An 18,723-nucleotide genomic window follows, 5' to 3' on the forward strand; every position below is an offset into this window, starting at 1 on the left:
TCATTCGGGCCTTTCGTATGCGTGCGCCACCCAGGAAAGGACCCCCGATGCACCGAATCCCCCGGGTCGCGGCGCTGCTTGCGGCCACCGCGCTCGCGGGCGCGTCGCTCGCCGCCCCCGCCCAGGCCCGCACGGCCATGGTCGTGGGGACGGACAACCCCGGCGCGATCCCCGGCAGCTACATCGTCGTGCTGAAGCCGACGGCGGACGTCCGCGCCCAGTCCCGCGACCTCGCCGCCGAGAAGGGCGGCCAGGTGAAGAACGTGTACAACCGGGCCATCAAGGGCTTCTCCATCAACGCCACCGCGAAAGAGGCCCGCGCCCTCGCCGCCGACCCCGACGTCGCCTACGTCGAGCAGGACGCCGTGGTGACGATCGACGCCGAGCAGGCCGACCCGCCGTCGTGGGGCCTCGACCGCATCGACCAGCGCGCCCTCCCGCTGAACTCCCGCTACACCTACACCGGGACGGGGGCGGGGGTGACGGCCTACGTCATCGACACCGGCATCCTCACCACGCACCAGGACTTCGGCGGCCGGGCCGTCTCCGGCAAGGACTTCGTGTCCAACGACAACGACGCGACCGACTGCAACGGCCACGGCACCCACGTCGCCGGCACCGTCGGCGGCACCGCCTACGGTGTGGCCAAGCAGGTCAAACTGGTCGGCGTGCGGGTGCTCGACTGCGCCGGGCGGGGCAGCAACTCCGGCGTCATCGCCGGCATCGACTGGGTGACCGCCAACGCCGCCAAGCCCGCCGTCGCCAACATGTCGCTGGGCGGCTCGGCCTCGGCCGCCGTCGACACGGCCGTGCGCAACTCCATCAAGTCGGGCGTGACCTACGGCCTGGCGGCCGGCAACAGCAGCGTGAACGCCTGCTCGTCGTCGCCGTCACGCGTGACCGAGGGCATCACCGTCGGCGCCACCGCGAAGAACGACGCCCGCGCCTCGTACTCCAACTACGGCGACTGCCTCGACATCTTCGCCCCCGGCACCGACATCACCTCGGCCTGGTACACCTCCCCGACCGCCAAGAGCACCATCAGCGGCACGAGCATGGCGACCCCCCACGTCGTGGGGGCGGCCGCCCTGATCCTCTCCGGTACGCCGGCCGCGACCCCGGCGCAGGTCAGGGACACCCTGGTGAAGGACGGCGTGACCGGCGTGGTGACCAACCCGGGCAGCGGCTCCCCGAACGTCCTGCTGAACACCTCGGGCGGGCCCGCCCCGTCGCCGACGGCCTCCCCGACCGCGTCGCCCAGCCCCAGCGCGACGCCCACCCCGACGGTGTCGCCGAGCCCCACCACCTCCCCGCGCCCGTCGGCCTCGCCGACCCCGACCGCGACCGCGCCCGCGAAGAAGTGCGTGACCGCGACGAACAACGCGCACGTCTCGGCCGGCCGGGCCTACGTGGAGTTCTTCTTCCTCGTGTACGCCGAGGGCTCCAACGACTACCTCGGTCTCACCGGCAGCACCCAGCGCAGCCTCCAGGAGACCCGTCCGGGCTACTGGGACCTGGTCTCGCGCTGCGCGTGACCCCGAGCGGAAAAGGTCCGGCTCCGGCGTGGGGGCCGGACCTTTTCATCGCTCCCGTGCCGGTCCGCACCGGGTCCCTCGGCCGGACGTCCGGCGTGGCCGCTCGGTGGTGGCACGCCGGTTGATGGCCGAGGCCGGCACCCGGCTTGTGGATCCGCCCATGGATCCTGCCCGTGGTGTCCGGCCTGTAGAACCGGCTTTGACCCGGGCGTCGCACCCCGTCTCGTGAGCCGTGCCGCCGCGCGCCGATTTGTCGGCCGGACATCCGTCGTCGCGGTGCCCTGCCCGAGCGGGTGGTCGCCGCCGGATACGGCGCGGGGCCGGGCGGCGGGCGGTGCCGGGGTGGGCGGAGCCGTAACGGAAGGAAGCCTTTCAGATCCTGTACTCCAGGTCGGGGAGGATTTCCGTGACGTCCATCTGGGCCTTCTGCAGCCGGCCCGAATAGTCCCAGTTCATCGCCTGCCAGCGGGTGAACTGGTCGAGCACCCACATGCCCGACTGGCGGCTGCCGTTGCCCGACTTGCCGTTGCCGCCGAACGGCAGGTGCGCCTCGGCGCCCGACGTCGAGTTGTTGACGCTGACCATCCCGGCCGACACCCCGGCCCGGAAGCGGAACGCCGCCTGCGGGTCGCGGGTGTAGATCGACGACGACAGGCCGTAGCCGGGCAGGTTGGCCAGTTCGATGGCCTCGTCGAGGGTGGAGAAGGTCGTCACGCCGACGATCGGGCCGAACGTCTCCTCCAGGAACAGCCGGTCGGTCGGCCGGACGCCGTCGACGATCACCGGGTGGTAGAAGAGGCCCTCGTTCGGGTCGTCGCCGAGGAAGTGGCCGCACGGGTTGGACTCGGTGATCCGGCCGACCGGGCCGGTGACCGTGTGGTGGTCGCCGATCCAGGTCAGGAACTCCTCGTAGCGGTCGGCGAACTTCTGGTCGAGCAGCGGCCCCATCAGCACCTTCCGGGCCGGATCGCCGACATGGGCCGATTGCGCGGCGGCGGTGAACCGGGCCACGAAGTCGTTGTGGATCGACTCGTGGACGATCACCGTGCCGAGCGAGGTGCAGCGCTGACCGGCGGTGCCGAACCCGGCGAACAGGGCGCCCTCGGTGGCGAGGGTCAGGTCGGCGTCGGGCATGACCACCATCGGGTTCTTGCCGCCCAGCTCCAGGCACGGCGACTGCAGGTGCCGCCCGCACAACGCGCCGATCCGGCGCCCGACCTCGGAGGAGCCGGTGAAGCCGACCTTGTGGACGGTCCCCTCGCCGAGCGCGGTCTCCAGCCCGGCGAAGGTCTGCTCCCCGTCGGCGAAGACGACGTTGAACACCCCCTTGGGCAGCCCGGCGGCCGAGAAGACCCGGTGCAGCGCGGCGGCGGAGGCGGCGGCGTACTCGGCCGGCTTCCACACCACCGAGTTCCCGCACAACAGGGCCGGCACCAGATACCACGACGGCACCGCCACCGGGAAGTTCCCCGCCGTGATCACCGCCGCGACCCCGACCGGGGTCCGGAACGTGAACAGGTTCTTGTCCGGCATCTCCGAGGGAACGGTCTGCCCGTAGAGGCGCCGCCCCTCGCCGATGAAGAAGTCGCAGGTGTCGACGATCTCCCGCACCTCGCCCAGCGCCTCGGCGTAGGGCTTGCCGATCTCCTCGCTGACCAGCCGCGCCAGCGCCTCGGCGTTGGCCTCCACGAGCCGCCCGATCGAGGCGATCACCCGCCCGCGCACCGGCGCCGGCACCGCCGCCCAGTCGCGCTGCGCGGAGGCGGCGTTCCGGCACGCCGCCGCGAACGTCGCCGCGTCGGCCAGGGCGACCTCGGCGACGACCTCCTTCAACCGGGCGGGGTTCCGGGACAGATAGGGCGTGCCGGACGGCTCGTCCTTCCCTCCGATGACGGAAACGATCTGCCGGGTCATCGTGCGACCTCCTCGTCGTGCGCGTGCCCTTCACCCTATTCCGGGCGGCAGGATAGGCGGGTGTACGTCATCCCCGAGGTCGTCCCCGCCGGTTCCATGCGTGATCACCCACAGCCGTCGCTGACGACCGGAGACCTGCTGCTGCGCCCTTTCCGCGAGTCCGGGGACGAGCCGATCGTCATGGCCGCCTTCGCCGACCCCGACATCCGCCTGTGGAACCTCGAACACGAGGCCGACGCCGCCAGGGCCGCGACCGTCATCGCCCGCTGGCGGGCCCGCTGGACCCTGGAGACCGGCGCGTCATGGGTGGTCGAACGCGGCGGTCTCGTCATGGGCCGGGTGGCCCTCCGCATGGTCGACCTGGAACTGGGCCTGGGCGAGGTCGCCTACTGGACCCTCCCCGAGGGCCGCGGCCGGGGCGGCACCACCGCGGCGGTCGCGGAGGTGACCCGCTGGGCCTTCGACGACCTGGGCCTCCACCGCCTCGAACTCCGCCACGCGATCGCCAACCCGGCGTCGTGCCGGGTGGCGGAACGGTCGGGATACGCGCTGGAGGGCGTCCTGCACAGCTCGCTGCTCCACGCGGACGGCTGGCACGACATGCACCTCCACGCGCGGATCACCGATCGGCCAGCCGGAAGTCGGTGAACTCGAAGCCGGGGGAGACGACGCAGCTCACCAGCACGCCCTCGGCTCCCGCCGGCCGGGCCGCCTGCCAGACGCCCGGCGGGATCAGCACCTGGGGCCGCTCGCCCCGCTCGACGTCGGGGCCCAGGACGACGCTCTCACCGCTCTCCGGGTGGTCGCCGGCGCCGCCGAAGGTGAGGACCAGCGGGCCGCCGCGGTGCCAGAACCAGAGTTCGGCGGAGGCGACGACGTGCCAGGCCGACTCCTCGCCGGGTTCGAGGAGGAAGTAGATGGCGGTCGCGCTGTGCCTCGGGCCGTCGTAGCCGTCGGGGGAGAACATCACGGGAGACCGCCAGGTCTCCGCGAACCATCCCCCCTCGGGGTGGGGCTCCAGCCCGAGCTCCTCGGCCAGCGGCGGCTTCTGCATGTCGGCTCCCTCCAGCGGCACCTGTGGTCCGAGGGTATCGATCACCGGTTCAGTCGGCGGGAGGTCTCACCCCTTCCTGGTGGGCGATGGCGGCGGCCTGGGTGCGGGTGGCCGCGCCGAGTTTGGCCAGGATGTTGGACACGTGGACGCTCGCCGTCTTCTGGCTGATGAACAGGCGTTCGCCGATCTCGCGGTTGGAGCGCCCGGCCGCCACCTGGGCCAGGACCTCGCGTTCGCGGCCGGTCAGGCTGTCGAGCACGCCCGCCCGGACGGGCCCGGCCGAGCCGGGCACGGTGAAGCGGGCCCGGCGGCCCAGCAGGTCGAGGGCGTGGCGGAGCGGGGCGGCGCCCAGGTGGTCGGCCACCTCGACGGCCCGCTCCCACTCGGCGCGGGCCCGGTCGCGGTCGCCCGACTCCAGGAGGGTCTCGGCCAGCCGCCAGCGGGTGCGGGCCTGCTCGTAGGGGAAGCCGCCGTCGAACGCGGCCAGCGCCCGCTCCCACACCTCGGGGGTGGCGGTGCCGGACAGGCGGTGCCACTCGGCCTCCGCGCGGGCCGCCCAGCCCCGGCCCTCGGGGCCGAGCGTGTTCCCCGAGCCGGTGGGCCCGGTGGGGCCGTTGGTGGCGGCATAGCGGGCCCGCTCGATGAACTCGGTGCCGCGCGCCCGGTCGGGATCGCCGGGCGGCAGGTCGGCGAGGGCGGCCAGACCGGTCGCGGAGACGCGGATCAGGCCCGAGTCGTAGGGCTGCTGCACGGCCACGACCGCGTCGACGTGACCGAGCGCCTCCTTCGGGTCGCCGCGCCACAGGGCGAGCTCGGCGGCCATGCCCCGGGTCATGTAGGTCACCAGGTCGTCGGCGCCCCAGAACGGCTCCAGCCAGCGCAGCCGCTCGGCGGCCACCGCGCGCCCCCGGCCGACCTCGACGAACAGCGCGAACGACGACAGCAGCGCCTCGGGCGGGGTGCCGACCCGGACGCCGAACATGGCGGCCCGCTTCTCGGCGGCGTCCCAGTCGCCGGCCGCGTAGGAGATCAGGTAGCGCAGGAACCGCAGGTCGGTGCCGAACGTGCTCCACATCAGGCCGTTGTCGCGGGCCACCTGCAACCCGGTCTCGGCCGACTCCGCCGCCGCGTCGAGGTCGCCCCGCTCGTATTGCAGCCGGGCCAGGCTGAACAGGGCCCGCAGGTCCATCGACAACGATCCCGACGTCTTGGCCGCCGCCATCGACAGCAGCTCCTCGGCCATGTCGGGATCGCCGAGCGACTCCTGCTGGATGCCCAGCGTCACCAGCGCCGCCGACTCGGCCTCGATCGAACCGGTGCGCCGCGCCACCTCCAAGGCGCGGGCGGCGGCCGCCTGCGCGTCGGTCACCCGCTCGGAGATCCACAACGTGCGGGCGTGGGTGGCCAGGGCGCGGGCCAGCATCGGCGTCTCGGGGCCGTCGTCGACGGCGTTCACCGCCGCCTCGGCCGCCTCGGCCATGCCGTGGAAGTCGTCGCCGTCGGCCTGATACCAGGCCAGCCGCTCGTTGGTCTCGGCCACGAGCTGCGGCTCGGTGACGAGCTGGCGCAGCCGCCGCAGATGGGCGATGGCCCGGTGGTTGTCGCCGCTGTCGGCCGCCGCGGCGGCGCTGTCGAGGATCAGCCGCGCCCGTGTCGTGGCGGTGATCGCCTCGGCGTCGGGGACCTGCTCCCACACCTCCAGCGCCCGGTCGAAATGCCGGTTGGCCTCGGCCGGGGCGCCCATCTGGGTGGCCCGCACACCCGCCTCCAGCGAGGTGATCAGCGCGCCCCGCACGTCGTGGGCGGCCGAATAGTGGTGGGCCAGCTCGGCGGCCCGGCCCCCCGACTCGGTGAGCAGCGACGCGAACGTCATGTGCAGGCGGGTGCGCTCGCCCGGGAGCAGGTCGTCGTAGACGGCCTCCTGGAGGAGGGCGTGGCGGAAGTCGTAGCCGATGTGCTGGTCGACCGTCAGCAGCCCGCGCGAGACGATCTCGCGCAGCGCCTCTTCGAGCGGCCGGTCGGCCAGCCCGGCCGCCGCGCGCAGCATGTCGTGGTCGACCCGCCGCCCGGCCACGGCCGCCACCCGGAGCACCTGCTGGGCCGTGTCGGACAGCCCCTCGACCCGCGCCATCAGCAGGTCGGCCAGCGTCGCCGGCAGCCGGTCACCGCTGGCGGCCGCCTGGAGCAGCTCCTCGGCGAAGAACGGATTGCCCCCGGCCCGCCCGACGACCCCGCCGATCACCCCCGCGTTCCCGCCGCCCAGAGCGGTCAGGTGGGTCGCCATCGCCTCGTCGTCGAGCGGCGGCAGCTCGACCGGCACGACCAGCGGCAGCCGCTGAAGCTCCGCGAGCACCGGGCGCAGCGGATGACGGCGGTGCAGGTCGTCGGTCCGGTAGGTGCCGACCAGGACCACCCGCTCGCGCTGGAGCATGCGGGTCAGGAACACCAGCAGGTCACGCGTCGAATGGTCGGCCCAGTGGAGGTCTTCGAACACCATCAGCACCGGCCGCTCCTCGGCCAGCTCGCCCAGCAGGCTCAACGTCGCCCCGAAGAGCCGCTGCTGCGCCAGCGCCCCGCTGAGCGCGTCGGGCCCGTCGGAGTCGGCTCCGGGCAGCAGCCGCCGGAGCACGGGCCGCGATTCGAGCGCCGACCGGAGGTCGGCGCTGCGGAGCGCGTCGGCGAGCGGCAGATAGGGCAGCGCGTTGCCCAGCTCGGCGCACTGCCCGACCAGAACGGTGAAATCGCGCTCCCGCGCGATCGTGCACAACTCGCACACGATCCGCGTCTTCCCGATGCCGGCGTCGCCGCCGACGAGCGCCACCCCGGCCATGTGCCCGGTCGCGGCGTCGAGCACCCGCGACAACCGGTCGAGCTGGAACCCCCGCCCGACAAGCCCGGTTTGTGTCTTTCGGCCCACCACGCTGCGAGTATGGCACGTCACCCCGACAGAACCCGGAGCCCTCTTCGTGATCTCGCGCGTTTTGTCGCCCGGCGCGGCTAGGGTGCGGCGCGTGATCGAACGATGGAGTCGAGACCAGGTGCTGGCGCTCGCGCCCGACGCCGCCTCGCAGAAGGCGGCCAGTGGGGTGAGCGCGCCCAGGAAGTGGTCCGCCATGGGGGTGAGCGGATCGGCGTTGTGGGGCGAGTGCGCCGGGTCCGGGTCGAAGCCCTACCAGGCGTGCGTCGACCTGTCCGAGCCCGCCTACCGCTGCAGTTGCCCCAGCAGGAAGTTCCCCTGCAAACACGCCCTGGGCCTGCTCCTGCTGTGGTCGGCCGACGGCGTGCCGCCCGCCGCCGAACTCGCCCCCTGGGCGGCCGAGTGGTTCGCCCAGCGGGCCGCGCGGGCCGAGAAGGCCGCCGAGAAGAAGACCGCGGAGAAGGCCGAGCCCTCCGCCGCGAAGCCCGACGAGGGCCGGGCCCGGCAGCGTGAAGAGCGGGTCACGGCCGGGCTGGCCGAGCTCGAACGCTGGTTGTCCGACCAGGTCGCGAGCGGCCTGTCCGACGCGCGGCAGACGGGCCTGGCCGAGTGGAGCGACCTGGCCAAGCGGCTCGTCGACGCCCAGGCGCCGGGCCTGGCCGGGACGTTCTCGGGGCTCACGCGGGTCTTCCGCGACGAGAACTGGCCGGGCCGGCTGCTCGGCGAATACGCCATGGTCCACCTGCTGGCCGTGGCCCACCGCCGGGCGGCCGAGCTGCCCGGCGACCTGCGCGAGACGGTGCGCCAGCGGGTCGGCTACCAGGTGGCCAAGGAGACCGTGCTGGCCCTGCCGCCGATCCGCGACGAGTGGCAGGTCATCGCCCTGCGCGACGAGGAACGCGACCGGTTGTTGTCGCGGCGCGTCTGGCTCCACGGCCGGGCGACCGGCCGCGTGGCGCTGGTGTTGTCGTTCGCGCCGCCCGGCCAGCCGCTCGACGCGTCGCTGGTGCCCGGCACCCGGGTCGACGCCGACGTCTCCTACTATCCGGGCGCGGCGCCGCTGCGGGCCCTGATCGCCGACCGCTACGGCCCGGCCGTGCCCGCCAGGGCGCCCGCCTCGGGGGTGACCGTCGAGGGCGTGCCGCAGGTGATCGCCGACGTGCTGACCCGCGACCCGTGGACCGAGTCGTGGCCGCTGGTGCTCACCGGCGCCCGGGTCGGCCGCGACGGCAAGGAGTGGTGCCTTCTGGGCGACTCGGGCCGGGGCCTCCGGCTTCACCCGTCGGCCGGTGATCCGTGGAAGCTGGTCGCGGTCTCGGGCGGCCATCCGGTGACGGTCGCCGTGGAATGGACTCCCGACGGCCTGCGTCCCCTCACCACGTGGGACGAAAACGACGAGGTGGTGGTCCTGTGAGGCTCGATCGGCGCAACGGGTGGAACGAGCTCGTCTCCACCGCTCTCGTGGGGACCGAGCGCCGGGGCCTCGACACCCCCTCCGACCTGCTGGAGCAGGCCGCCGCGCAGGTGGTGGCCCGCCGGGCGGGGGAGCGGCCCGGCGCCGGGATCCCGCTCGCCGGGGCGCCCGCCGACGGCGCGCCGCCGGTCCCGGCGAAGGCCGCCGACCGGCTGGCCCGGCTGCTGGGCGGCGAGTTCGCCCGGGTGCTGCCCGAATGGCTGGCGCTGGCGGCCGGCCGGTCGCTGCGTGTCCCGGCGCGGCTGCTGCCGCAGTTGCTCGCGGCCGGAACACGCGACCGGTCGATCCGGGCCGACCTCGCCGTCGTGGCGGGGGCCAGGGGGCGCTGGCTCGCCCGGCTCAACCCCGACTGGGGCTACCTCCTCCAAGAGAGCTCGGGCGGGGCCCCGGACCAGGCGGGCCTCGACCACGGGCCGTGGGAGTTCGGCACCCGCGGCGACCGCCAGGCCTTCCTCGCCGCCCTGCGGGCGGCCTCCCCCGACGAGGCCAGAGACCTCCTGGAGGTCACCTGGCCGAAGGAGGAGCCCGACGACCGGGCCGCCTTCGTCGCGGTCCTGGCCGACGGGCTGACCATGGCCGACGAGCCCTTCCTGGAGAAGGCGCTCGACGACCGCCGCCGCGAGGTCCGGCAGGCCGCCGCCGACCTGCTCACCCGGCTGCCCGACTCCCGGCTCGGCCGGCGCATGGCCGTGCGGGCCGCGTCGCTGCTCACCCGCGACGGCTCCCGGCTCACCGCGGTCGCGCCGACGGCCTGCGACTCCGTCATGGAGCGCGACGGCGTCCGGTCCCGGCCGCCGGCGGGCACCGGGCCGCGTAGCTGGTGGTTGCAGCAGGTCGTCGCGCACACCCCGCTCCGGTTCTGGCCCGGCCACCTCGGCGCCGAACCCGCCGAGCTGGTCCGGATGACGATCGGCGACTGGGCCCGGGAGATCCACATGGGCTGGATCCGGGCCGCGATCCTCCAGGACGACCCCGTCTGGGCCCGCGCGCTGTTCGACGTCGAACCGCTGACCGACCTGCTGGCCGTCCTGCCGCCCGACGAGCGGTCCTGGCGGGCGGCCGAGATCGTCCGGGCGGGGAACGTCGACGGGCAGCTCATCATGATGCTCGGCGGAGTGCCCGGCCCGTGGAGCGGGCCGCTCGCGGCGGCCGTGCTCCAGCGGGTCGCCGACATCGCCTCCAGCCAGCCGTGGAACGCGGGCGAACTGGCCCGCCTGGCGGGCGAGCGGCTCGACCCGGCCGGCACCTACGACCTCGACCAGATGCCCGACATCGGCGAACTGCGGACCGCCGCCGCCCTGCTCCGCTTCCGTTCCGACATGATCAAGGAGTTCTCGTGACGACCCCCACCGTCCTGCGGCCCCACGCGGAAGACCAGTACGCCGACGAACTGGCCGTCCTGGCCAAGCACGACGACCGGCCGCGCCCGCCCGGCTGGCGGTTGTCGCCGTGGGCGGTGACCACCTACGTCCTGGGCGACGCGAACCACCCCGGCGGCGTGATCACCCCGAAGTACATCGGCCCGCGCCGCATCGTCGAGGTCGCCGTCGCCACCCTGGCCACCGACCGGGCGCTGCTGCTGCTCGGCGTGCCCGGCACCGCCAAGACCTGGTTGTCGGAACACCTGGCCGCCGCCGTCTCCGGCGACTCGACCCTGCTGGTCCAGGGCACCGCCGGAACCGCCGAAGAGGCCGTCCGCTACGGCTGGAACTACGCCCGCCTGCTCGCCGAGGGCCCCTCACGCGAGGCGCTGACCCCCAGCCCCGTGATGCGGGCCATGGCCGAGGGCCGGCTGGCCCGGGTCGAGGAGCTGACCCGCATGCCCTCCGACGTGCAAGACGCGCTGATCACCGTGTTGTCCGAGAAGACGCTGCCGATCCCCGAGCTCAACCAGGAGGTCCAGGCGGCCAAGGGCTTCAACGTGATCGCCACCGCCAACGACCGCGACCGCGGCGTCAACGAGTTGTCGAGCGCGCTGCGCCGCCGGTTCAACACGGTGGTGCTGCCCGTCCCGGCCTCGGCCGAGGAGGAGGTGGAGATCGTCTCCCGCCGGGTCGCCCAGCTCGGCCGGTCCCTCGAACTGCCCGAGACCCCCGCGGGCCTGGAGGAGATCCGCCGGGTCGTCACGGTCTTCCGCGAGCTGCGCTCGGGGGTGACCTCCGACGGCCGCACCAAGGTCAAGTCGCCCAGCGGCACTCTGTCGACCGCCGAGGCGATCTCGGTCCTGACCAGCGGCATCGCTCTGGCGGCCCACTTCGGCGACGGCGTGTTGCGGCCGTCCGACGTCGCGGCCGGGATCGTCGGGGCGGTCGTGCAGGATCCGGTGTCCGACCGGGTGGTCTGGCAGGAATACCTGGAGACGGTCGTCAGGGAACGCGAGGAGTGGCGTGACTTCTACCGCGCCTGCCGGGACGCCGGCTGACCGATGACCATCACCCTGCTGGGCGTCCGCCACCACGGCCCCGGGTCCGCCCGCGCCGTGGTGGCCGAACTGGCCCGACTGAGACCCGACATCGTGCTGATCGAGGGCCCGCCGGAGGCCGACGGCCTCGTCGCCCTGGCCGCCGACCCCGACATGGAACCGCCGGTGGCGCTGCTGGCCCACGTGCCGGGCGACCCGACCAAGGCCGCCTTCTGGCCGTTCGCCGCGTTCTCCCCGGAATGGCAGGCCCTGCGGTACGCGGCGGAGGCGGGCGTCCCGGCCCGCTTCTGCGACCTCCCGGCGGCCCACTCGATGGCCGGGAAGGACGACGCCGGCCAGGACGGCGACGACGTGACGCCGGTCCAGGCCGTGCGCGTCGACCCCATCGCCTCGCTCGCCGCCGCCGCCGGCTACGACGACCCCGAGCGCTGGTGGGAGGACGCCGTCGAGCACCGCGGCGACACCCCCTTCGAGGTCATCGCCGAGGCCATGGCCGCCGTCCGCGAGGGCTACACGCCCGACGAGAAGGAGGCCCGGCGGGAGGCCTACATGCGCCGGACCGTCCGGGTCGCGATCAAAGAGGGCTTCACCAACATCGCGGTCGTGTGCGGCGCCTGGCACGTCCCGGCGCTGAGCTCGATCGGCCCGGCCGCGGCCGACGACCGGATCCTCAAGGGCCTGCCGAAGGTCAAGGCCGAGATGACCTGGGTGCCGTGGACCCACGGCCGGCTCGCCCACTGGAGCGGCTACGGCGCGGGCGTCTCCTCGCCGGGCTGGTACGCCCACCTGTTCGCCACCCCCGACCGCCCGGTCGAGCGGTGGCTGGCCGCCGCCGCCGGAGTGCTGCGCGACGAGGGGCTTCCCGTCTCGTCCGCCCACGTCATCGAGTCGGTGCGGCTGGCGCGGAGCCTGGCGGTCATCCGGAACCGGCCCCTGGCCGGGCTGGCCGAGGTCACCGAGGCCGCGCGGGCCGTGTTGTGCGAGGGCGACGAGCTGCCCGTCGAGCTGATCCAGCGGCGCATGGTCGTGGGGGAGCGGCTCGGCCACGTCCCCGACTCGACGCCGATGGTCCCGCTGCAACGCCATCTGCGCGAGGAGCAGCGGCGGCTCCGGCTCAAGCCCGAGGCGCTCGACCGCGAACTCGAACTCGACCTGCGCAAGCCGCTCGACCTCGACCGCAGCCGCCTGCTGCACCGGCTCAGGCTGCTCAACGTCCCGTGGGGCGAACCCCGCCAGACCCGGGGCAAGGGCACCTTCAAGGAGGCCTGGGCGCTCCAGTGGCGGCCCGAGTTCGACATCTCGCTCATCGAGGCCGCGCCGCTCGGGGTGACCGTCCCGGCCGCCGCCACCGCGAAGATCGCCGAGCTGGCCGGCCGCGAGGGCGCGGCGCTGGCCGACCTCACCGGTCTCGTCGAGCGGGCGCTGCTCGCCGACCTGCCCGCGTCGCTGCCGGCCGTGCTGGCCGCGATCGGCGACCGGGCCGCCGTCGACACCGACATCCGCCACCTCATGGCCGCGCTGCCCGCACTGGTCAGAGCCCAGCGTTACGGCGACGTCCGGGGCACCCCAGCCGAGGGGCTGGCCGTGATCGCCACGTCGCTGCTGGCCCGGATCTGCGCCGGGTTGTCGGCCGCCGTGTCGGGGCTCGACGACGAGAACGCGCGCGGCATGGTCGTCCACATCGACGCCGTGACCAGCGCGTCGGCGCTGCTCGACGAGGGGCGCGACCGCTGGCTGGGCGCGCTGCGCGCCCTCGCCGACCGGACCGGCCTGCCCGGGGTCATCGAGGGCCGGATCGTCCGCATCCTGTTCGACGGCGACCGGCTCGGCGACGCCGACGCGCGCATGTCGCGGGCCGTCTCGCTCGCCCATCCGCCCGCGCGGGCGGCGGCCTGGATCGAGGGTTTCCTGTCCGGCGGCGGGCTGCTGCTGGTCCACGACCCGCGCCTGCTGGCCATGGTCGACGACTGGCTCGTGGGCCTGCGCGGCGACGCGTTCGTGGAGGTCCTGCCGCTGCTGCGGCGGACCTTCGGCTCCTTCGCGCCGCCCGAGCGGCGCTCGATCGCGAGCCGCGTCCGGTCGGGCTCGGCCACCGAGAAAGACATCGAATACGACGACGAGCGCGCCGCCCCGGCCGTGCGCACCGTCATGGGCATCCTGGGGAGCGGCTGATGGACGTGCACGACGACGAGCGGGCCCGCCGCTGGCGGCTGGTCCTCGGCGGCGAGGCCGCGAACGCGCCCGGCGGCGGCCTGGGCGACCTGTCGGGCGCCGACGCCGGCATGGACGCCGCCCTGGCCGCCCTCTACGACCTCGACGGCGACGGCGAGGCGGCGCCCCGCTCGGCCGGGCTGGGCGGTTCGGCGCCCCGGGTGTCCCGGTGGCTGGGCGACATCCGCACCTACTTCCCGTCGACGGTCGTCCAGGTCATGCAGAAGGACGCCATCGACCGCCTCGACCTGAGCCGCCTGCTGCTGGAACCGGAGATGCTCGAGGCCGTCGAGCCCGACGTCCACCTGGTCGGCACCCTGCTGTCGCTCAACCGGGTGATGCCCGAGCAGGCCCGCGAGTCGGCGCGGGTGGTCGTCCGCAAGGTCGTCCACGAGCTGGAGAGGAAGCTCCAGCACCGCACCCGGGCGGCGGTGACCGGCGCGCTGAACCGGGCCGCCCGCACCAACCGCCCGCGACGCCCGGCCGACATCGACTGGGACCGGACCATCCGGGCGAACCTCAAGAACTACCTGCCCGACCGCAACACGGTCGTGCCGTCGCGCCTGGTCGGCTACGCCCGCAAGCAGCAGTCGGTGCAGCGCGAGGTCGTGCTCTGCATCGACCAGAGCGGCTCGATGGCCGCCTCGGTGGTCTATTCGAGCGTGTTCGGGGCGGTGCTGGCCTCGATGCGCTCGCTGAAGACGTCGCTGGTCGTCTTCGACACCGCCGTCGTCGACCTCACCGACCAGCTCCACGACCCGGTCGAGCTGCTGTTCGGCACCCAGCTCGGCGGCGGCACCGACATCAACCGCGCCATCGCCTACTCCCAGGGCCTCATCACCCGCCCCGCCAACTCGATCTTCATCCTGATCAGCGACCTCTACGAGGGCGGCGTCCGCGCCGAGATGCTGAAGCGGGTGGCGGCGATGACGGCGGCGGGCGTCCAGGTGATCGTCCTGCTGGCCCTGTCCGACGAGGGCGCGCCCTTCTACGACCACGAGAACGCCGCCGCCCTGGCGGCGATGGGCGTCCCGGCCTTCGCCTGCACCCCCGACGCCTTCCCCGACCTCATGGCCGCCGCGATCGAACGCCGCGACATCACCGCCTGGGCCGAACGCAACCTGGGCGAGGGCAAACAGACCGGCTGAGAACCCCGGCGCCGCGCGGGCCGCTCCCTCCCCTTCCGCTACGGCTCCGCCCACCCCGGCCCCGCCCGCCGCCCCCGCTCCCCGCCGTATCCGGCGCCGGTCGCCCGCTCTCGCGTCCCGCCGCGACGACCGATCCACGCCGGAAGGGACCTTCCGACCTAAGACCACCGGAAACGGAGCACGATCGAGATGCGAAGCCCACGTCAGCGGCCCGGCGAACCCGGCGTCACCAGGCGTGACCGGCCGCGGCGGCGTCCGACCAAGGTCCCATGCCCTCCGGGGCCACGGCCCGATGCCCGGTACGCTCTCCTTCCGTAATGTCCGAATCATGGTTTCCGTCATGACGTCCACGTCACCGCCTCCGGCGGTCTTCTCCACGCGCTACCGCTCCCTGAGCATCGGCATCACCGCGCTCATGGTGCTGGTCGCGTTCGAATATCTGGCGGTCGCGACCGCCATGCCCGAGATCGGCAAGGAGCTGCGGGGCTTCGGCCTCTACAGCCTCGCCTTCAGCGGCGCGGTCGCCGCGGCCCTCGTCGGCACGGTCGCCGGCGGCCGGTGGGGCGACCTCTCCGGCCCCGACCGGCCCCTGTGGACCGGCCTCGGCATGTTCGTGACCGGCCTGGTCATCGCCGGGCTGGCCCCGACGATGGAGGTCTTCATCGCCGGACGGCTGCTCCAGGGCCTGGGCGGCGGGTTGTTCAACGTGGCCATCTACGTCCTGGTCGCGCGGGTCTACCCGGGCGCGATGCACCCGAAGGTCTTCTCGCTGCTGGCCGCCGCCTGGGTGTTGCCGTCGGTGGTCGGGCCGGCCATCACCGGCATGGTCACCGAGACGTGGACCTGGCGGGCCGTCTTCCTGGGCGTCGCGGTGATCGCTCTCCCGGCCGCGGCGATCTTCTGGCGCGGGCTGGCCTCCAGGGAGCCCGATACGGAGGACGAGGAGAAGGCCGACACCGGCCCGTTCGCCGCGCGGCTCGCCTGGGGAGGCGGCGCGGCCGTGGGCGCGGCGGTGCTCCAATACGGGTCGGGCGAGTCGAACCACGCCCTGATGGCGGTCGGCCTGGTCGTGCTGCTGGTGGCACTGCCGATGCTGGTCCCGGCCGGGACCCTGCGGGCGGCCCGCGGCCTGCCGACCGTGGTCGCGCTGCGCGGGCTCAGCATGGCCGCGTTCTTCGCCGCCGAGATCCTCGTGCCGCTGATGCTGACCAAGGAGCGCGGCCTGACGCTGACCGAGGCGGGCATCGCGCTCACCGGCGGCGCGCTGGCCTGGTCGGCCGGGTCGTGGCTGCAGGGGAAGTACCCGGGCGGGCGCGTGCTGCGGCTCTGGGGCGGCCACCTGCTGGTCGTCGCCGGGATCTCGGTGACCGCGCTGGCGTTCCTGCCCGCCGTCCCGGTCTGGGTGGCGTTCGCCGGCTGGGTGGTCTGCGGGCTCGGCATCGGGATGATCTACCCGACGCTGTCGGTGCTGGTCCTGGAGTTGTCCAAGCCCGGCGAGGAGGGCAAGAACAGCGCCTCGCTGAGCGTCGGCGAGTCGGGCGTGACCGTGGTCGCGGTGGCCGTCACGGGGGCGATCCTCACCTCGACCGGGGCCTACGCCGTCTGCTTCGCCCTGCTCGTGGTGATGGCGCTGGCGGGGGCGCTGCTGTCCCGGCGTGTCACCATGGAGGTCTGAGAGCGGGAATCCGCCTCAAGAACAGCCAGGGGGAGCCATCCGTGCCGCGTGTCCGTGAGGTCGATGTGTTCCGGCTGGTCCTGCCCTACGGCAGGCGACCGGAGAGCATCCTGGTCAAGCTCACCGATCACGGCGGGATGGCCGGGTGGGGCGAGGTCGTCCACCCCGATCCCAAGGTCTGGAGCTCGCTTGAGGAGACCCTCGCCCAGATCCTCATCGGGGTCGACTGGGAGACCCCCCACGACCTGCCCGAGCTCGGCACCGCGGCCGACATGGCCTGCTGGGACCTGGCGACCCGCATGACGGGCGTGCCGCTGGCCCACGCGCTCGGCGGCACCCGCACCTCGCTCATGGCCACCGTCCGGCTGCCCGCCGTGCGGTCGCTGCAGTCGGCGGTCGACGGCGTCAACCGGTTCGTCGGGGCCGGATACGCCCACGTCACCGTGGAGATCCACCCGGGGTGGGACGTCGAGCCGCTGCGCGCGATCCGGGCCGCCTACCCGGCGCTGGCGATCACGGTCGACGCGCGGCGGGCCTACACGGAGATCGGGCAGCTCGAATCCCTGGCCGGTTACGACCTGTCGGGGATCGAGCGGCCCTGCGACGACCTCGACCTGAGCGCCGAGTTGCAGTCGCGGCTGAGCATCCCGGTCGTCGTCGAGGCCCGCTCGCTGGCCGAGCTCGACGAGGCCGTCGCCGCGCGGGCCGGGCGGGCCCTCATGCTCCGGCCGTCCTTGTTCGGCTCGCTGGCCGCCGTGAAGACCGCCCACGACCGCGCCCGCCGGGCCGGCTGGGACATCACCTGCGCCGACGGCCGGGGCGCCGGTCTCGCCCGCGCGGCCACCGTCGCGGTGGCCGCCCTGCCGGGCTGCACCCTCCCGAGCGACGTGACCGAACCACCCAGGAACGCCCAGATCGTCGACCCGCCGGTCGGCGCGTCGGGGGGAGTGGTGGCCATCCCGCTGACCCAGCCGGGGCTGGGCCACACGGTCGACGAAGAGCGGGTCAGGCGGATGGCCCGCGACAGCTTCGCCCTGCGTTAGGACGCGACGGGCGCGCAGCCCTCGGCCAGTTTCGGGGCCTTCGGCGAGCTGCTCGACGCACCGCCGCCGCCCGTGAGGGCCCGCGCGACGGTGTTCCTGATCAGGGTCCAGTCGGGCGAGGCGGTGCTGATCATCGGCGGGACGAACTGGACGCTGGTCACCCCGGCCCTCTTCGTCTTCGCCGCGAGCGGCACCAGGTGTTCGAGCATCGGGCCGGGGATGTCGGTCTCCAGCAGCCCCTCGGTCGCGCCCGCGATCTCGGTGAAGTGGGTCAGGACCTTGGCGGGCTCGGCCTGGGCCAGCAGGGCCGCGAACACGCACTTCTGCCGCTTCATCCGGGCGTAGTCGTCGGAGAAGGTGCGCGAGCGGGCGAACCACAGGGCCTGCTCGCCGGTCAGCCTGCGGGTGCCGGCCGGGATGAGGCCCTCGTTGCGGCGGCCGTAGACGACGTCGCGGTCGACGGTCAGCTCCAGGCCGCCGATCGCGTCGATGATCTTGGCGAAGCCGCCGATGTTGACCAGCGTGTACCAGTCGACGTGCAGCCCCAGGATCTCGCCGACGGTCTCCTTCAGGGTCGCCGGGCCCATGCCGGTGCGCCCGCCGAAGACCTCGGGGTGCTGGTCGGCGTACTCCCACACCGAGAACAGCAGATCCTCGCGCGAGCCGTCGGGGCCGCTCGGCAGCCGGAAGCCGAAGGGGAAGTGGTTGTACATCGGGCTGCCCTCGGGGAACCGCACCCCTTCGAGGTTGCGCGGCAGCCCGAACATGACCGTGTGCCCGGTGCGCACGTCGACGCTGGCCACGTTGATGCTGTCGGTCCGCACGCCGACCCGGTTCCCGGCCAGGTCACCGCCGAGCAGCAGGATGTTGACCCGGTCGCGCCCGCCGAACGGCTCGCCCGTGGGCATCTCGCCCGAGCTCTTGAACAGGCCGTCGATCGTGCGCTGCGAGACCGCCGCGTAGTGGGCGGTCAGCCCGAACGGCAGCGCCGACCCGACCGCCAGCACGCCGGTCAGCACCCCCGAGACCAGCTGGCCCGGCATCGACAACCGTCCCGGCCGCAGGACGACGTACGAGTGCACCACGAGCACGAACCACGCCACGCCGAGGGTGCCCGACATGACCGCCAGCAGCCCGAGACGGCCGATCAGCCGCCCGGCCAGGTCGGCCCCCGCCAGCGCCGCCACCGTGATGACCACCGCGACGCCCGACAGATAGACCGCCAGCACCGACGCGCCGGTACGCCGCCAGCCCGCCCGCAGATGCGCCACCCCCGGGAACAGCACCGACAACGCGACCCATCCGATCACCTGACCTGGTTTCCGCACGC

13 protein-coding genes are annotated in these 18,723 nt (G+C 73.8%); 9 read left to right on the forward strand and 4 right to left on the reverse strand.

Features of this window, described 5'->3' with window-relative positions:
- Window positions 1-47: 47 nt before the first annotated feature.
- On the forward strand, window positions 48-1,535 hold the full coding sequence (locus tag AW273_RS05260) for a S8 family serine peptidase (protein WP_062345749.1): 1,488 nt from the start codon (window positions 48-50) through the stop codon (window positions 1,533-1,535).
- A 372-nt stretch (window positions 1,536-1,907) separates the two neighbouring features.
- Here the strand turns inward: AW273_RS05260 and AW273_RS05265 are convergent, their stop codons facing one another.
- The gene (locus AW273_RS05265; protein ID WP_062345751.1) at window positions 1,908-3,449 is read right to left on the reverse strand and encodes an aldehyde dehydrogenase family protein; all 1,542 of its coding nucleotides are present in this window, start codon (window positions 3,447-3,449) and stop codon (window positions 1,908-1,910) included.
- Between the two features lie 60 nt (window positions 3,450-3,509).
- Between AW273_RS05265 and AW273_RS05270 the strand changes: the two genes are divergently transcribed.
- A complete protein-coding gene (locus tag AW273_RS05270; protein WP_198168012.1) occupies window positions 3,510-4,097 on the forward strand; it encodes a GNAT family N-acetyltransferase in 588 nt (195 codons plus the stop codon).
- Here the strand turns inward: AW273_RS05270 and AW273_RS05275 are convergent.
- Window positions 4,069-4,548 (reverse strand): cupin domain-containing protein, encoded by a 480-nt coding sequence (locus tag AW273_RS05275; RefSeq protein WP_232327075.1) that lies wholly within the window; start codon window positions 4,546-4,548, stop codon window positions 4,069-4,071. The genes AW273_RS05270 and AW273_RS05275 overlap by 29 nt on opposite strands.
- 4 nt (window positions 4,549-4,552) lie before the next feature.
- The gene (locus AW273_RS39030; RefSeq protein ID WP_062345753.1) at window positions 4,553-7,423 is read right to left on the reverse strand and encodes a helix-turn-helix transcriptional regulator; all 2,871 of its coding nucleotides are present in this window, start codon (window positions 7,421-7,423) and stop codon (window positions 4,553-4,555) included.
- A gap of 91 nt (window positions 7,424-7,514) precedes the next feature.
- Between AW273_RS39030 and AW273_RS05285 the strand changes: the two genes are divergently transcribed.
- From AW273_RS05285 to AW273_RS05315, 7 genes are all read left to right on the forward strand, one after another.
- Window positions 7,515-8,834, forward strand: a complete 1,320-nt coding sequence (locus AW273_RS05285; RefSeq protein WP_062346141.1) for an SWIM zinc finger family protein — start codon at window positions 7,515-7,517, stop codon at window positions 8,832-8,834.
- The gene (locus AW273_RS05290) at window positions 8,831-10,234 is read left to right on the forward strand and encodes a DUF5691 domain-containing protein (protein ID WP_062345755.1); all 1,404 of its coding nucleotides are present in this window, start codon (window positions 8,831-8,833) and stop codon (window positions 10,232-10,234) included. The genes AW273_RS05285 and AW273_RS05290 overlap by 4 nt, the downstream gene beginning before the upstream one ends.
- The gene (locus AW273_RS05295) at window positions 10,231-11,316 is read left to right on the forward strand and encodes an ATP-binding protein (RefSeq protein ID WP_062345757.1); all 1,086 of its coding nucleotides are present in this window, start codon (window positions 10,231-10,233) and stop codon (window positions 11,314-11,316) included. The genes AW273_RS05290 and AW273_RS05295 overlap by 4 nt, the downstream gene beginning before the upstream one ends.
- 3 nt (window positions 11,317-11,319) lie before the next feature.
- Window positions 11,320-13,488: a DUF5682 family protein gene (locus AW273_RS05300; RefSeq protein ID WP_062345759.1), complete on the forward strand. Its 2,169-nt coding sequence runs from the start codon at window positions 11,320-11,322 to the stop codon at window positions 13,486-13,488.
- Window positions 13,488-14,675: a VWA domain-containing protein gene (locus tag AW273_RS05305; protein WP_062345761.1), complete on the forward strand. Its 1,188-nt coding sequence runs from the start codon at window positions 13,488-13,490 to the stop codon at window positions 14,673-14,675. Before AW273_RS05300 ends, AW273_RS05305 begins: the two co-directional genes overlap by 1 nt.
- A gap of 340 nt (window positions 14,676-15,015) precedes the next feature.
- Window positions 15,016-16,350, forward strand: a complete 1,335-nt coding sequence (locus tag AW273_RS05310; protein ID WP_232327077.1) for an MFS transporter — start codon at window positions 15,016-15,018, stop codon at window positions 16,348-16,350.
- Window positions 16,351-16,391: 41 nt separating this feature from the next.
- Window positions 16,392-17,393, forward strand: coding sequence for an enolase C-terminal domain-like protein (locus AW273_RS05315; protein ID WP_062345765.1), 1,002 nt, complete (start codon window positions 16,392-16,394; stop codon window positions 17,391-17,393).
- On the opposite strand, the gene AW273_RS05320 is transcribed toward AW273_RS05315, so the two are convergent.
- On the reverse strand, window positions 17,390-18,703 hold the full coding sequence (locus tag AW273_RS05320; protein ID WP_062345767.1) for an LCP family protein: 1,314 nt from the start codon (window positions 18,701-18,703) through the stop codon (window positions 17,390-17,392). The two genes, AW273_RS05315 and AW273_RS05320, sit on opposite strands and share 4 nt — an antisense overlap.
- Between the last annotated feature and the right edge of the window lie 20 nt (window positions 18,704-18,723).

Origin of the sequence: Herbidospora yilanensis (assembly GCF_001570565.1) — a bacterium.
In the GTDB taxonomy this organism is placed as follows: domain Bacteria; phylum Actinomycetota; class Actinomycetes; order Streptosporangiales; family Streptosporangiaceae; genus Herbidospora; species Herbidospora yilanensis.